This window comes from Nocardia sp. No.11, assembly GCF_038752175.1.
In the GTDB taxonomy this organism is placed as follows: Bacteria; Actinomycetota; Actinomycetes; order Mycobacteriales; family Mycobacteriaceae; genus Nocardia; species Nocardia canadensis.
The window spans coordinates 1-14,668 of record NZ_JBCGFB010000140.1 but is presented as its reverse complement, the minus strand read 5'-3'; the positions used below and the strand labels follow the sequence as shown (position 1 = coordinate 14,668).

Annotated in this window: 12 protein-coding genes; 4 read left to right on the top strand and 8 right to left on the bottom strand. The window is 71.7% G+C overall.

All coding sequences use genetic code 11. The annotated features are described in order from the left end of the window. The 4 genes from V8688_RS27700 to kstD form a co-directional block, all read left to right on the top strand. Positions 1–1,125 (top strand): DUF2786 domain-containing protein (locus tag V8688_RS27700; protein ID WP_342802029.1); only part of this gene is annotated, 1,125 nt, incomplete at its 5' end. Between the two features lie 80 nt (positions 1,126–1,205). Then, a complete protein-coding gene (locus tag V8688_RS27695) occupies positions 1,206–2,789 on the top strand; it encodes an alpha/beta hydrolase (protein ID WP_342802028.1) in 1,584 nt (527 codons plus the stop codon). 157 nt (positions 2,790–2,946) lie between these two features. Then, on the top strand, positions 2,947–3,540 hold the full coding sequence (locus V8688_RS27690; protein WP_308248407.1) for a helix-turn-helix domain-containing protein: 594 nt from the start codon (positions 2,947–2,949) through the stop codon (positions 3,538–3,540). 30 nt (positions 3,541–3,570) lie between these two features. Next, positions 3,571–5,250, top strand: coding sequence for a 3-oxosteroid 1-dehydrogenase (gene kstD / locus V8688_RS27685; protein WP_342802027.1), 1,680 nt, complete (start codon positions 3,571–3,573; stop codon positions 5,248–5,250). A gap of 31 nt (positions 5,251–5,281) precedes the next feature. Here the strand turns inward: kstD and V8688_RS27680 are convergent, their stop codons facing one another. From V8688_RS27680 to V8688_RS27645, 8 genes are all read right to left on the bottom strand, one after another. Beyond that, positions 5,282–5,776 (bottom strand): nitroreductase family deazaflavin-dependent oxidoreductase, encoded by a 495-nt coding sequence (locus tag V8688_RS27680; RefSeq protein WP_218717281.1) that lies wholly within the window; start codon positions 5,774–5,776, stop codon positions 5,282–5,284. Between the two features lie 58 nt (positions 5,777–5,834). Beyond that, a complete protein-coding gene (gene hisH / locus V8688_RS27675; RefSeq protein ID WP_218717282.1) occupies positions 5,835–6,467 on the bottom strand; it encodes an imidazole glycerol phosphate synthase subunit HisH in 633 nt (210 codons plus the stop codon). Continuing rightward, positions 6,464–7,078, bottom strand: a complete 615-nt coding sequence (hisB, locus tag V8688_RS27670; protein WP_030203827.1) for an imidazoleglycerol-phosphate dehydratase HisB — start codon at positions 7,076–7,078, stop codon at positions 6,464–6,466. Before hisB ends, hisH begins: the two co-directional genes overlap by 4 nt. Positions 7,079–7,095: 17 nt before the next feature. Further along, a complete protein-coding gene (locus V8688_RS27665) occupies positions 7,096–8,223 on the bottom strand; it encodes a histidinol-phosphate transaminase (RefSeq protein ID WP_218717283.1) in 1,128 nt (375 codons plus the stop codon). Next, a complete protein-coding gene (gene hisD / locus V8688_RS27660) occupies positions 8,220–9,557 on the bottom strand; it encodes a histidinol dehydrogenase (protein ID WP_342802026.1) in 1,338 nt (445 codons plus the stop codon). The genes V8688_RS27665 and hisD overlap by 4 nt, the downstream gene beginning before the upstream one ends. A 164-nt stretch (positions 9,558–9,721) precedes the next feature. After that, entirely contained in the window at positions 9,722–11,461 is a 1,740-nt protein-coding gene (locus V8688_RS27655) for a serine/threonine-protein kinase (RefSeq protein WP_342802025.1), read from the bottom strand. Between the two features lie 88 nt (positions 11,462–11,549). After that, positions 11,550–13,244: a penicillin-binding transpeptidase domain-containing protein gene (locus V8688_RS27650; protein WP_342802030.1), complete on the bottom strand. Its 1,695-nt coding sequence runs from the start codon at positions 13,242–13,244 to the stop codon at positions 11,550–11,552. Positions 13,245–13,337: 93 nt separating this feature from the next. Next, on the bottom strand, positions 13,338–14,668 hold a 1,331-nt coding region (locus V8688_RS27645; protein ID WP_342802024.1), incomplete at its 5' end, for an acyltransferase family protein.

Sequence of the window (14,668 nt, the reverse complement as noted above, 5' to 3'; positions counted from 1 at the left end):
GGCGACGCCGCCGGGGTGCGGCGGTTCGTCGCGCAGCTGGCCGGCACGGGTCCGGTGCGCCCGGAGGTGGCGGCGGGTGTCGAGTCGGCGGGTCGCCGCATCATCGCCCACGCCTTCGACTTCGGCTGGCTGCCGGGGGACGTGCACCAGGCCGCGCGCCGTCGCCTCGACGAATTCGCGGTCGGCTATCTGACCGATCTGATGGCCGATCACCGCGCCCGGTTCGCCGACGACACCGTGGACGAGATCTGGCAGGCCCAACTCGACGAACTCGGCGCCACCGTCTGGTGGACCCCACCGCACCTGACCGCCTGGGCCGACCGCGCGCTGCTCACCGGCGCCGAAGCGGTGACCACAGTCGTCGCAGCGCTCGGGCTCCTGCTGCGACTGCCGAAACTCGAGCCGATCCGGCCGCTGCCCGGCACCGCGCGCCGGCACCGGACCGCGCAGCACGACGTGGACGCCAAGGCGCTCGGCCGGGTTCGCGGCCTGCTCGCCAAGGCCGAGTCCACCGCCTTCCCCGAGGAGGCCGAAACCCTCTCGGCCAAGGCCCAGGAACTGATGACCAAGTACGCGATCGACCGTGTGCTGCTGGAGACTCCCACCGTCGACAGCGACCTCCCCGGCGCGCGTCGCCTCTGGCTCGACACCCCTTACACCGAGGCCAAGGCCCTGCTCATCGACCTGGTGGCCCGGGCCAACCGGTGCCGGGCGATCTTCGTCGCCGACTGGGACTTCGTCACCGTCGTCGGCGAGGACCCCGACCTCGACGCCGTGGAACTGCTGTCGACCTCCCTGCTCGTGCAGGCCACCCGGGCCATGATCGACACCCCGTCGGCCGCGGCCGACTCCCGTTCGCGCGCCTATCGCAAGGCCTTCCTCACCGCCTACGCCACCCGCATCGGCGACCGCCTCACCACCGCCGCGGCCACCACCGTCGCCGCGTCCCCCGACCCCACCACCTTGCTTCCGCTGCTGGCCTCCCACGACCTGCGCGTCGAACAAGCCTTCACCACCTATTTCCCCACCACCCGCGCCCGCGGCATCACCATCCGCAGCGCCGAGGGCTGGGACGCGGGCACCGAGGCCGCCGACCGCGCCCGGCTGGGCGACCACCGACCCTGATCGACCGGGGCGGTATCAGGGTTTCGCCTCCGTCGAACGGGTGACGACAGCGCGCCCACCACCTCGTGAAGATGATCGGTATGGTCACTCCGAAATCGATCGTCTGCGGTGTCCTGATCGCGCTGGCGACCGTCCTCGGCGGCTGCGTCGCCGCCGAGCGGCCGAACCACTCGGCCGCCACGGTCGCCGAGCTGGTGGCGCAGGCCGATGCCGTGCCGACACCCAGGATCGACTGGGCGCCGTGCGCGGAGGAACCGCTGCGGGGCAGCGAGTGCGCCCGGGTGGCGGTGCCGCTGGACTACGCCGATCGCACGGGACAGCACCTGGAACTCGCGGTGGTGCGCCAGCCCGCGCGCGACCCGGCGCACCGCATCGGCACCCTGTTCACCGCGGCGGGCGGACCCGGCGGCTCGGGCCTGGCGTGGGCGGCGAAAGGTGAGCTGTTCCCCGGCGAGCTGAGCAGGCGATTCGATGTCGTCACCTTCGACCAGCGCGGGGTGGGACGCAGTTCCGCGGTGCGCTGCTTCCCGGATTCCGGTGCGCAGCGGGAGTTCTGGCGCACCCTGGCCCTGCCGCCGGTCGACGCCTTGCAGCAGAGCGCCACCGAGGACGCGAGTCGGCGACTCGCGCGCGGGTGCTTGCACCACGACGGCGCGCTGATCGCTCACCTGACCACCGTGGACGCCGCCCGCGACCTCGATCTTCTCCGCCGCGCGGTCGGCGACCAGCGCCTGACCTACCAGGGCGGTTCCTACGCCGGCTACCTGGGCACTGTCTACGGCGCCCTGTTCGCCGACCGTGTTCGCGCCCTGCAACTCTCCTCGATCCTCGACCCCGTCTCCTACACCACCGACACCCGCGCCGGCATCGAGGCGACCGCGCTCGGCACCGAGGAGGTGCTCGGCGAATTCCTGCGCCTGTGCGCGGCGGCCGGGCCGCAACGCTGCGCCTTCGCCACGGGCGCGTCGTCGGCGGCCGAGCTGCGCGCCCGCGACACCGCCCTGCTCGACCGGGCGAAGACGACGGGCCTGCACGTCGGTCAGGGACCGACGACCGTGTCGGTGACCTACAGCGAGGTCGTCGGAGCCCACGCCATGCTGCTGTACGACGCGGCCCAGGGCTGGCCCGCACTGGCAGCGCTGCTGGCCGAGTTCGAGCGCGGCCCCGCCGGGAATCCCGCTGTGGTGCACCAGGTCCTGAGCGCGATCGGATCGACGGGCGACTTCCTGGATTCCTTCGTCGCCATCTCCTGCGCCGACAATTCCCTTCCCCGGCAACCGCAGCGCTGGCCCGAATTCGCCGCCGAATCCGCCGACAGCGCGCCGGTCTACGGCCCGTTCTGGCTCTACCTCCGGCAGCCGTGCGCCACCTGGCCCGCCCCCGCCGACGGCTACCCCCAGCGCTACACCGGCCCGTGGACCCAACGAGCCGCCGTTCCCCCGCTGCTGTTCAACAACCGTTTCGACCCGGCCACCCCGCTCACCGCCGCCCAGCACGCCGCCGAGGCCATGGGCGAGGCGCGGTTGGTCGTGGTGACCGACGGCTACGGCCACGAACCGGCCGGCGACTGCGTCACCGACCTCACCCGGCGCTATCTCATCGAGCTGCGACTCCCGGAACCGGGCACCACCTGCACGGCCGGCCTGGTGCCGTTCACCGGATGACGCGGTCGCCGAGACCCCCGGCCGCCCGGACTCCGTGCGGCGAAGGCGATTTCTAGCCTACGCGCTCGATCGACACCAGCAATCTACTTGACAGTCTCTGTCACTTAGCTAGATACTTTCGACAGACGGAACAGTCAGGCGAGCACGGAGGTGTGGGGTGTCCTTGCGGGAGAGGCAGCGGCGGCAGGTGCGGGCCGAGATCCAGCACGCGGCGTTCGCGTTGTTCGCGCGGTCCGGATTCGACGAGGTGACCACCGAGCAGATCGCGGCGGCGGCGGGGATCTCGCCGAGTACCTATTTCCGGCACGTGCGCAGCAAGGAGGATCTGCTGCTCGACCCGGTGCGGGAGGGAGGCGCCGGGATCGCCGCCCTGCTCGAGGGCCGCCCCGAGGCGGAACCGGCGGATACCGCACTGGCCCGAGCGATCCTGGACCGCTCGACCGCGTTGGGCACCGAGGAGCTGGAGCAGTGGCGCGCCGCCTTCGCCACCGCGCCGCATCTGCTCGACCGTGTCGCGCTGATCCCGCCGGATCATCGGGCGCGACTGGTCGAGCTGGCCGCGCAGCGGATGGACACCGACCCGGTCACCGACAGCCGCCCCGGGCTGCTGGTGCACCTGATGCTCGCGGCCGCCGAGTTCGGCTATCTCCAGTGGTTGCGTAGCGCGCACAACCCCTCGGCCTCGCTACCGGTCTGTGTCGAAGCGGCGGTGGCCGCGGTGCTAGACGACCGCTGGCGAACCCCGCGCTGACCCCCGCCGTATCGGACAGAAGAGGCAACAATGCAGCAGGACAGCGTGATTCCCGAGACGGTGGATGTCGTGGTCGTCGGATCGGGCGCGGCGGGCATGGCCGCCGCGATCACCGCGGCCCACCACGGCCTGACGGTCGTGATGGTCGAGAAGGCGAGCCGCTGGGGCGGTTCGACAGCCCGCTCCGGCGGCGGGGTGTGGATTCCGGGCAACGCGGCGCTGGGCCGACGGTCCTCGCCCGACGACATCGACGACGCCCGCGCCTACCTCGCCGACATCGTCGGGGCGGACGTCGCACCGGAGATGATCGACACCTACCTCGATCGCGGGCCCGCGGCCTTCGAATTCCTGGCCCGCCACGCGCCCTTGGCGATGCGCTGGGTTCCCGGCTACAGCGACTACTACCCCGAAGCACCCGGCGGTCGAGCCGGTGGCCGATCGGTCGAACCGAAGCCTTTCGACGCACGCGGTCTCGGCGACGAGCTGGCCACCATGGAGCCCGACTATCTGCGGGCCCCCCGCAATGTCGTGCTGACCCAGGCCGACTTCCGGCAGATCCATCTGGGGCTGCGCAATCCGCGCAGCCCGTTGCGGGCGGCCAGGATCGGGGCTCGCTGGCTCGGCGGCGCGCTGCGCGGGCGGCATCTTCTCGCCCGTGGCCAGGCACTGAGCGCGATGCTGCGCCTGGGGATGCGTGACGCCGGAGTGCCGCTGTTGCTGGATACCGCCCTGGTCGAACTGGCCGTGGCCGATGACCGCGTCGTCGGGGCCGTCGTCCGCCGCGACGGTGCCGAGCGGGTGATCAGCGCGCGGCGCGGGGTGATTCTGGCCTGCGGCGGTTTCGAGCACAACGCCACGATGCGCGCGCGATACCAGCGCGAGCCTATCGGCACCGACTGGACCGTGGGCGCGGCCGCCAACACCGGGGACGGCATCCGCGCCGGTCAGACGATCGGCGCGGCCACGGCCTTCATGGACGACGCCTGGTGGGGCCCGTCGATCCCGCTACCGCGCACGCCGTTCTTCTGCGTCTCCGAACGCAATCTTCCCGGCAGTCTCATCGTCAACGACCGCGCGGAGCGGTTCATGAACGAATCCCTGCCCTATGTCGAAGCCACCCATCGCATGTACGGCGGCCGGCACGGCCGTGGCGAGGGCGCGGCCGAGAATCTGCCCGCGTGGCTGATCTTCGACCAGCGCTACCGCAACCGCTATCTCTTCGCCGGCCTTCCCCCGCGCGCGCCGCTGCCCCGGCGCTGGTTCGATGCCGGCATCCTCACGCGCGCAGACACCGTCGGCGCACTCGCGGACAAGATCGGGGTACCGGCCGCGAGCCTGTCCGCCACGATCACCCGGTTCAACCACTTCGCCCGCACCGGCGTCGACGCGGACTTCGGCCGCGGCACCAGCGCCTACGACCGCTACTACGGCGACCCCCGCCAACGCCCGAACCCCAACCTCGGTGCCCTCGACACCGGCCCCTACTACGCCGCCCGGCTCGTCCCCGGCGATCTCGGCACCAAGGGCGGCCTGCGCACCGACACGCACGGCCGCGTCCTGCGCACCGACGGCACCACCATCGACGGCCTCTACGCCGCGGGCAACACCAGTGCGCCGGTCATGGGACACACCTACGCAGGCCCCGGGGCGACCATCGGTCCCGCGATCGTCTTCGGCCATCTCGCCGCGGTCCACGCCGCCACCGCCTGATCGGCGGCGGACCGGCGACCCACCCGCCCGTTCAGCGGGTGGGCTCGCGCGGCTCGAGGACGACGACGGGGATTTCGCGGTCGGTCCAGGCCTGGTAGTGCTCGAAGTCGGCGTAGGCATCGACGAGCAGGGGCCACAGCCGGGCGCGTTCCCGCGGGTCGGCGGTTCTGGCGCGGACCGGGCGACGGTCCCGGCCGATCTGGACGTGGGTGTCGGGGGTGGCGCGCAGATTGTGGTACCACTGCGGGTGTTTGGGCAGTCCGCCCTGGGAGGCGACGACGATGACGTCGGCGCCGTCGAGGAGGTAGAGCAGCGGCGTGGTGTACTCGACGCCGGACTTGCGGCCGCGGTGGTCGAGCAGCAATGTCGGGACCGGCTTGCGGAACCCCGCGCCGACCCGCCATTTCCCGCCGATCCGACCACCGGTGCGTCGGTAGACCCACACCTGGGTCTTGCCCATGATCTTGAAGATCGTGGGCAGACGCGGGGAGTCGAGGTGTTTCGGGCGCGGCGGTACTGCGGTCATCCAACGACCATACACACCGACCCCAGTGTGTATGGTTCCAAGGGGCGTCGACCTCCGACTACAGCGACCCGAGCCAGTTGCGCAGCAGCTGGGCGCCCGCGTCGCCGGACTTCTCCGGATGGAACTGGGTGGCCGAGAGGGCACCGTTCTCGACGGCGGCCAGGAACGGAACGCCGTGTTCGGCCCAGGTCAGCTTCGGGGGCGCGATGTGCTCGTTCTCCGGCAGTTCCCACTGCTGGGCCGCGTAGGAATGGACGAAGTAGAAGCGGGTGTCGGCGTCGAGCCCGGCGAACAGGGTGCTGTCGGCGGGGGCCTTCACCGTGTTCCAGCCCATGTGCGGCAGGACCGGCGCGTCGAGGCGAGCGACCGTGCCCGGCCATTCGCCACAACCCTCGGTCTCCACGCCGAACTCCACGCCGCGATCGAACAGGATCTGCATCCCCACACAGATCCCGAGTACCGGACGACCACCGGCCAGCCGCTGGCCGATGATGCGCTCACCGCGCACCCCGCGCAGCCCGGCCATGCACGCCGCGTACGCACCGACCCCGGGGACGACCAGCCCGTCGGCGGCCAGCGCGGCCTGCGGATCGGCCGTCACCTCCACCTGCGCGCCCGCGCGCACCAGCGCGCGCTCGGCGGAGTGCAGATTGCCGGAGCCGTAATCGAGCAGGACGACCTTCGCACTCACAGCACGCCTTTCGTGGACGGGACGCCGCTCACCCGCGGGTCGATCTCGACGGCGGCCCGCAGTGCCCTGGCGACAGCCTTGAACTCGGCCTCGGTGATGTGGTGCTGGTCGCGGCCGTAGAGCACCCGCACGTGCAGCGCGATCCGCGCGTTCTGCGCGATCGACTCGAAGACGTGCTTGTTGAGCACCGTCGAATACGACGCGCCGGGCCCCGCGCTGGGAATGATGGTGTGCACCAGGTGTTCCGGCTCGCCGGTGAACACACAGTACGGCCGCCCCGACACGTCGACGGCGGCATGCGCGAGGGTCTCGTCCATCGGGATGAACGCGTCGCCGAAGCGGCGGATGCCCTTCTTGTCGCCCAGGGCCTTGCCCAGCGCCTGGCCGAACACGATCGCGGTGTCCTCGACCGTGTGGTGCGCCTCGATCTCGATGTCGCCCTCGGCCCGCACCACGAGGTCGAACCCGCCGTGCTGGCCCAGCGCGGTCAGCATGTGGTCGTAGAACGGGACACCGGTGGAGATCTCGGTCTGCCCGGTGCCGTCGAGGTTCAGTTCCACCAGGATCGACGATTCCTTGGTGACGCGCTCCACCCGCGCTGTTCTGCTCATCTCGTTGCCTCCAGCGTTCAGTGGGTCAGGTCGGTGGCCGCGATGTCGGCGCTCACCCGCAGGAACTCGTCGTTCTCCGCGGCGAGACCGACGGTGGCGCGCAGGTAGCCGGGGATGCCGACGTCGCGGATGAGCACCCCGGCGTCGAGGTAGTGCTGCCAGGCGCGCGCGGCGTCGGTGAACCGGCCGAACAGGATGAAGTTGGCGTCGCTGGGGATCACCGCGAAACCCTGCGCGGTCAGCGCGGCGGCGACCCGGTCGCGCTGGGCGGCCAATTCCGCCACGCTGCCGAGGGTTTCGTCGGCGTGGCGCAGGGCCGCGCGGGCGGCGGCCTGGGTGACCACCGACAGGTGATACGGCAGCCGGACCAGCAGGATCGCGTCGATCACGGCGGGCGAGGCGGCCAGGTAGCCCAGGCGACCGCCCGCGAAGGCGAAGGCCTTGCTCATGGTGCGGGTGACCACCAGCTTGGTCGGGAACCGGTCGATCAGCGTGATCGCGCTCGGCGCCGCCGAGAATTCGCCGTACGCCTCGTCCACGACGACGATGCCGGGCGCCGCGTCGAGGATCCGCTCGAGCTCGTCGATCGGGATGCTGTGCCCGGTCGGGTTGTTCGGGCTGGTCACGAACACCACGTCGGGTCGGCGTTCGGCGATCTGGGCGACGGCGTAGTCGATGTCGAGGGAGAAGTCGCCGCTGCGCTTGGCCTCGATCCACTCGGTGTCGATGCCCTCGGAAATGATCGGGTGCATCGAGTAGGAGGGCACGAAACCCAGTGCGCTGCGGCCGGGTCCGCCGAAGGCCTGCAGCAGCTGCTGCAGGATCTCGTTGGAGCCGTTGGCCGCCCACACGTTCGCGGCGTCGACGGGGACGCCGGTCTGGCGGGTCAGGTAGGCGGCGAGGTCGGCGCGCAGGGCGACGGCGTCGCGGTCCGGGTACCGGTGCAGGTCGGCGGCGGCCGCGCGCACCGATTCGGCGACGTCGTCGATCAGCGCCGTGCTCGGCGGATGCGGGTTCTCGTTGGTGTTGAGCTGCACCGGCACGGTCAATTGCGGTGCGCCGTAAGGCGATTTGCCGCGCAGGTTGTCGCGCAGCGGCAGCTGATCCAGGGTCGCCGAGGCGCCGGGCACGGTCGGAGTGCTCACGACAGGGCCTCGAAACGCGCCTGCACGGCCTGCCCGTGCGCGGGCAGATCCTCGGCGTTGGCCAGGGCGACGACGTGCCCGGCGACGTCCTTCAGCGCCGCCTCGGTGTACTCCACGATGTGGATGCCACGCAGGAAGGTCTGCACGCTCAGTCCCGAGGAGTGCCGCGCGCAGCCCGCGGTGGGCAGCACGTGGTTGGAGCCCGCGCAGTAGTCGCCCAGGCTGACCGGCGCCCACGGCCCGACGAAGATCGCGCCGGCGCTGCGCACCCGCGCGGCGACGGCGGCGGCGTCGGCGGTCTGGATCTCGAGGTGCTCGGCCGCGTAGGCGTCGACGACGCGCAGGCCCTGGGTGATGTCGTCGACGAGGACGATCCCGGACTGCTTGCCGCTCAGTGCTTCCCGCACGCGGGCGTCGTGCTTGACGACGGTGAGCTGGGCGTTGAGGGCGGCGTCGACCGCGTCGGCCAGTGCCACCGAGTCGGTGACCAGCACGCTGGCGGCCAGCACATCGTGCTCGGCCTGGCTGATCAGGTCGGCGGCCACGTGCACCGGGTCGGCGGTGGCGTCGGCCAGGACCGCGATCTCGGTGGGGCCCGCCTCGGCATCGATGCCGACCAGGCCGCGGCACAGCCGCTTGGCGGCGGTGACGTAGATGTTGCCGGGCCCGGTGATCAGGTCGACCGGCGCCAGTGCGGCGCCGTCGGTGTCGGTGCCGCCGTAGGACAGCAGCGCCACGGCCTGCGCGCCGCCGACCGCCCACACCTCGTCGACGCCGAGCAGGGCGGCGGCCGCCAGGATCGTCGGGTGCGGCAGACCGCCGAACTGGGCCTGCGGCGGCGAGGCCACCACCAGCGACTCCACGCCAGCGGCCTGCGCCGGGACGACGTTCATCACGACCGAGGAGGGGTAGACGGCATTGCCGCCGGGCACGTACAGCCCGACCCGCTCGACCGGCACCCACTTCTCGGTGACGGTGCCGCCGGGCACCACCTCGGTGACGGTGTCGGTGCGGCGCTGATCGGCGTGCACCTTCCTGGTCCGCTCGATCGCGACCTCGAGCGCGGCCCGCACGGCCGGATCCAGCTCCGCGAGCGCCTCGACCAGTTTCGCGACGGGCACGCGCACCACGTCCGGGCGCACACCGTCGAACTTCTCGCTGTAGTCCAGCGCGGCCTCGGCGCCCCGGTCGCGGATGTCCTCGACGACCGGCCGCACATGATGCAGCACCGAGTCCACGTCGACTCCTCCGCGCGGCAGCGCGGTGCGCAGCTCGGCAGCGGAAGGAGTACGACCGCGCAGATCGACGCGGGCGAGCTCGATGCGGGGAGTCATATCGGGGTGCAGTCCTGTCTGTGCTGGGCTCAGGTCAGGTACCAGCCTATCGGTCGCCCGCCACCGCATTTCCGGCAGATCCCGCCGAAGACGACGGACCCGGCGGGGTCACCCCCGCCGGGTCCGTGCTCACTTCGTCGTTCGCGGGGCGAACCGCGCCGATGTCAGCGGGTGTCGCCGTCGATGCGCAGACTGCCGCCGGAGTTGACCACGCGCATGACCATCGCCTTGGTCTGACCGTTGATGGTGATGCTGGCCAGGCGCATGTCGGTCGAGCCGTCGGCGTTGTTGCCCTTGACCGCGGTGATGCTGGCGAAGGTGTCGACGGTGCGGTCGTTCCAGTACTCCCGGAACGCGGTCTCACTGCCGTAGACCTTCTGCGCGGCCGGGGTCAGCAGCGACCAGGAACCGGCCGGATTGCTGAAGAAGTTCTCCACCAGCAGGCCGGCCGAGCCGATGTCGACGGTGCCGACGTTGGCGGTCTGTCCGAGCGCGACCGGAGCCGCGCTGCTCGACGCCGGACCGGCCGAGGCCTGCACCGAGGTCGACGGATTCGCCTGCACCTGCGGGGAATTCGAGTCCGAGCTGTTCAGGGCGCTGACCGCGACGGCGATCGCGGCGACCACCGCGCCGACACCGGAACCGATCAGCACCGCACGGCCCTTGCCCGCCTGCTTGCGCGGCAGCGGNGGATTCGCCTGCACCTGCGGGGAATTCGAGTCCGAGCTGTTCAGGGCGCTGACCGCGACGGCGATCGCGGCGACCACCGCGCCGACACCGGAACCGATCAGCACCGCACGGCCCTTGCCCGCCTGCTTGCGCGGCAGCGGCGCGGGCTGGGCCGCGGTCGGCGGGTGCGCGGCCGTGTCGTGGCGCGCGGGCGGACGCGGATTCGACCGGATCTGCCGGGTGGTCGCGGTGGACGCGCCCGCGTGCGAGGTCCGGTTGCCGGACTGCCGGATGACCTGGGTCGCGGCCGCGGAATTGCGGCGGCCGTAGGCCTCGCTGGCGGGAACGAACCCGGCGGGCACCGCGTCGGCGTCGGCGAACGCGGCCAGCGCGTCGCGGGCCTCGGTCATCGTCGGCCGGTCCAGCGGGTCCGGACTGAGCAGGTCGAGCAGGAAGTCGGTCGCCGGGCCCGCGTTACGCGGCTCGCGCACCTGGCCGTTGGCCGCGGCGTAGAGCACCGCGAGCGGGTTGGCGTTGGCGCCGTAGGGCGGCTCGCCCTCGAGCGCGTGGAACAGGGTGGCGCCGAGCGCGAACACGTCGGCGGCCGGCGTCGGATCGGAGCCGCGCGCGACCTCGGGCGCCAGGTAGGCGGCGGTACCGCAGATGAGACCGGTCTCGGTGAGGGTGACGTCACCGGCGGCGCGGGAGATGCCGAAGTCGGTGATCTTCACCTCACCGTGGTCGCCGAGCAGGATATTGCCCGGTTTCACGTCCCGGTGCACCAGGCCCGCCTGGTGGGCGGCGATCAGCGAGGACGCCACCTGTTCGCCGATGCGGGCGACCTCGGTCAGCGGCAGCGGACCCTTCTGCCCTAATTCGGCAGCCAGGCTGACGGATTTGAGGTACTCCATCACCAGGCACGGGTCACCGTTGTGCTCGGTGATGTCGAAGACCACGATGGCATTGGGATGCTGGAAGCGTGCCGCGTTGCGGGCTTCCCGAATCGCACGCTGACGCAGGACATCCCGCTCACCCTCGGGCAGGCTGGGCTTGATGTGGATCTGCTTCACAGCCACGGAGCGTTGGAGGCGTTCGTCGACAGCGCGCCATACAACGCCTGTGCCGCCGCTACCAATACGCTCGACCAGGCGGTAATGCTCCGCGATCTTCTGACCGGTATCGATGGCGCCTACTCCGAACCTTCTCGAAATTGTGACATCCCGCGTATTGACCATGGATATGGTCCGTCGACGAGTGTAGCTGGCCCGGTGTGGACCGCGTGCGGCAGCGTGGGTATTGCTCGCCCACAGAGCGTGACATAGATCATCGTTTGGCTCTCAGCATCCGTCCGGCCGCTTCGACGGCGGGGCCCGAGCTGCCCGCGTCGGCCACGAAGACAGCGAACGCGAGATCGCCGTCGATGCCGACGAACCAGCCGTGCGCGTGCTTGTCGTCGAGATATTCCGCGGTGCCGGTCTTGCCGAGCAGCCCCGGGATATCGCGCAGCGCGGTGGCGGTGCCCGCGGTCACCGTCTCGCTCATCATGGTCTCTATCTGCGACGTCACGTTCGCGGGCACCGGCGCGGAGGCGCGGTCGGCGGTGCCGGGACGCCCCCGCACGATGGCGGGCGCGGGCGCGGAACCGTGCGCGAGCGAGGCGGCGACGAGCGCCATCCCGAACGGCGAGGCGGTGACGCTGCCCTGGCCGATGCTCGACTCGACCTGCTGGGCCGGATTCTGCGCGGGCGGAACCTTCCCGGTGACAGTCGTCAACCCGGGTGTCACATAATCCACGCCCAACCCCAGCTGCGCGGCCGCCGCGGTGAGCCCGTCGGCGGGTAGTCGCACGCCCAGCTCGGCCATCGTGGTGTTGCAGGAGCGGGCGAAGGCGGTGTGCAGCGGCACCTGCCCGAGATCGAAGCCGTTGTCGTTGGGAATCGTGCGGCCCTCGATGGTCGCGCGGCCGGGGCAGGGCAGCACCGTGTCGACGGTGACCCCGCCCGCCTGCAGCGCGGCCGAGACGGTGACGGTCTTGAAGGTCGACCCCGGCGGGTAGAGGCCGGTGAGCGCGATCGGGCCCTGGGCGTCGGCGGGCGCGTTCTGCGCGACGGCGAGCACCTCCCCCGTCGACGGGCGCAGCGCGACGATCGCGGCGGGCTGCTCGATCGGCGTCAGCGCGGCTTCGGCGGCGTTCTGCAGGTCGATGTCGACGGTGGTGGCGATGTCGGCGGTCGGGGTGGCGTCGGGGCCGGCGATGCGCTGGGTGCCCTCGGCGGTCTGCGCGCGCACGGCCCAGCCCGCCGCGCTGTCGGCCTGCTGCTGCCACAGTTCGGCCAGCCCGGCGGTGGTGGGTCCGGCCAGGCTCTTGTCGACGGTGAGCAGCCGGGTCTGCGGCGCGAGCGTCACCCCGCGTACCCCGGTCAGCGCCTGCTGCACCGGGGCGATGTCGGCCGCGCGCAGCGCGACCGCGACCACCGGTTTGCCTTGCGCCGCGGCCAGATCCGCCCGCAGCATGGCCTCGGTGACGCCCTGCGGCGCGAGCAGCGCGGCGACCGCGGGCAGGTCGGCGTCCGGGGCGACGTTCACCAGCGTCACCACCTGCTCGGTCATCAGCTCACCGCCCGAGGCGTCGAGCACCCGCGCGGGTTTCGGGTAGACGGGGCTGTAGCTGAGCGGGCCGAGCTCCAGGCCGGGCGCGACCGTGGTGGGGTTCCAAGTGATCTTCCAGCCGTCGGCGTCGGTGGCGGCGCCCGTGCTGGTGTAGGTCCACTCGTCGCGGCCCTCGGGGCCGAATTTCCACGTCGATTCGAGGGTGAAGGTGGTGTCGTCGGTGGCCGAGACGCGGACCGAATCGGTCTTGCCGAGGTTGTCGAACAGGGTGGTCAGCGTCGCGCGGGCCTGCTCGGGCGCATCGGTGAGCGCCGCGGCGGCGGCCGCGTCACCGCTGCTCAGCGCGGCGGCGAAGGACTCGGCGACGGTCTGCGGCTGGTCCGGTCCGGACGAGCACGCGACGGGCATCAGGGCGAGCGCGAGGAGCAGGACCGGTGTCTTGCGGGAGAGGCGCACGCGACCGAGGGTAGCCGGATTCGCGGTGCGCGGAGGAACCTCGCGCTACCACCAACCGGTGATCGCCCCGATCTGACGGCCGAGTTCGGGCGCCAGCGAGCGCGCGTAACTGGCCGTGAGGTGGTGTTCGTCGCGATAGATGAGCACATTGCCCTCGACCACGCGACAGCGTTGCGGTCGGCAGACGGCATCGGAGAGGTCGAGCAGGTAGACGTTCGGGTAGCCGGCGGCCGGTTCCTCGGCCGGGTCGCGGGCATCGAGAGCGGCGGCGCGATCGAGCCCGCAGCTGTCCGGATCGCCGCGGTGGGCCAGGCAGTCGGTGGCGCGGTAGAGCACGCCGTCGCGGCGCAGGCGCGGAGTGTCGCGCAGCGCAAGCACATTCAGGCCGCGATCCTGCAGGGCCGACCACACCTCGAGGTATTCGCCGGGCACTTCGTCGCCGAGGCCGTCCTTGCGGTAGCGCGTGGACAGCGTCAGTACCCAGTCCGGCGGCTCCGCGGTCAGCCGGTCGAGCACCTCCTGCGACCACTCGTGGCACTCGGGAAACGGCCATTCGGCATAGGACGGCTGGTCGGCCAGGGTGACCGGACAGCCCTCCTTGAGATAGGAGATCACCCGGATGCCGTGTTCGGCGCCGAGCAGTTCCAGCGCGGGAATCCAGTGCTCGGAGTGCGATCCGCCGACGACCGCGATCGACCGGGCCGCGTCTGGGTCGCCGTAGACGCAGGTGCGGACCTCGCGGTTGGGGGTGATGCAGCCGTCGGTCGTCGGCGGCGGGGTGTCGGCCTGGCCTTCGAACACCGTGGGGCGAATCGGTTCCGGCGAGTACTCGGCACCGGAGAGCAGCGCGGCCGCGCCCGGGTACCGCGTGGAGTCCAGCGCCTGCGGGGGCACCGCCGGGTTGGCCCGCAGCACGACCTGCCAGCCCACCGCCGAGACCAGCACGGTGACGGCGAGCGCGGTGACCAGCGGGCCGGTCAGGCGGTGCCCGCCCGCCGCGCTCGTCTGCCCGGTGGGCGGCAGCCGCAGCGGCGTCTCGATCAGCCGGGTCGTGAGGGCGGCCAGCACCAGCGAGATGCCGATCACCACCAGCCCGTCGACGAGCCCGGCGTGCGCGCGGCCGGTCTCGGCCAGATAGAAGATCAGGATCGGCCAGTGCCACAGGTACAGCGGATAGGCCAGCGCCCCGAGTTCGGTGCACACGCGCCCGGCCAGCAGCCGGTTCGGCCACGCGGTCACCGTCGCGGCGCCGAAGCCGGAGGCGATCACCAGGCAGGCCGCGGCCACCGGCCACAGCGCCGCGACGCCGGGAAACTGGTTGGCGCCGTCGAACATCGGGCCGCACGACAGCACCATCAGCAGGCCCGCCGCGGCCG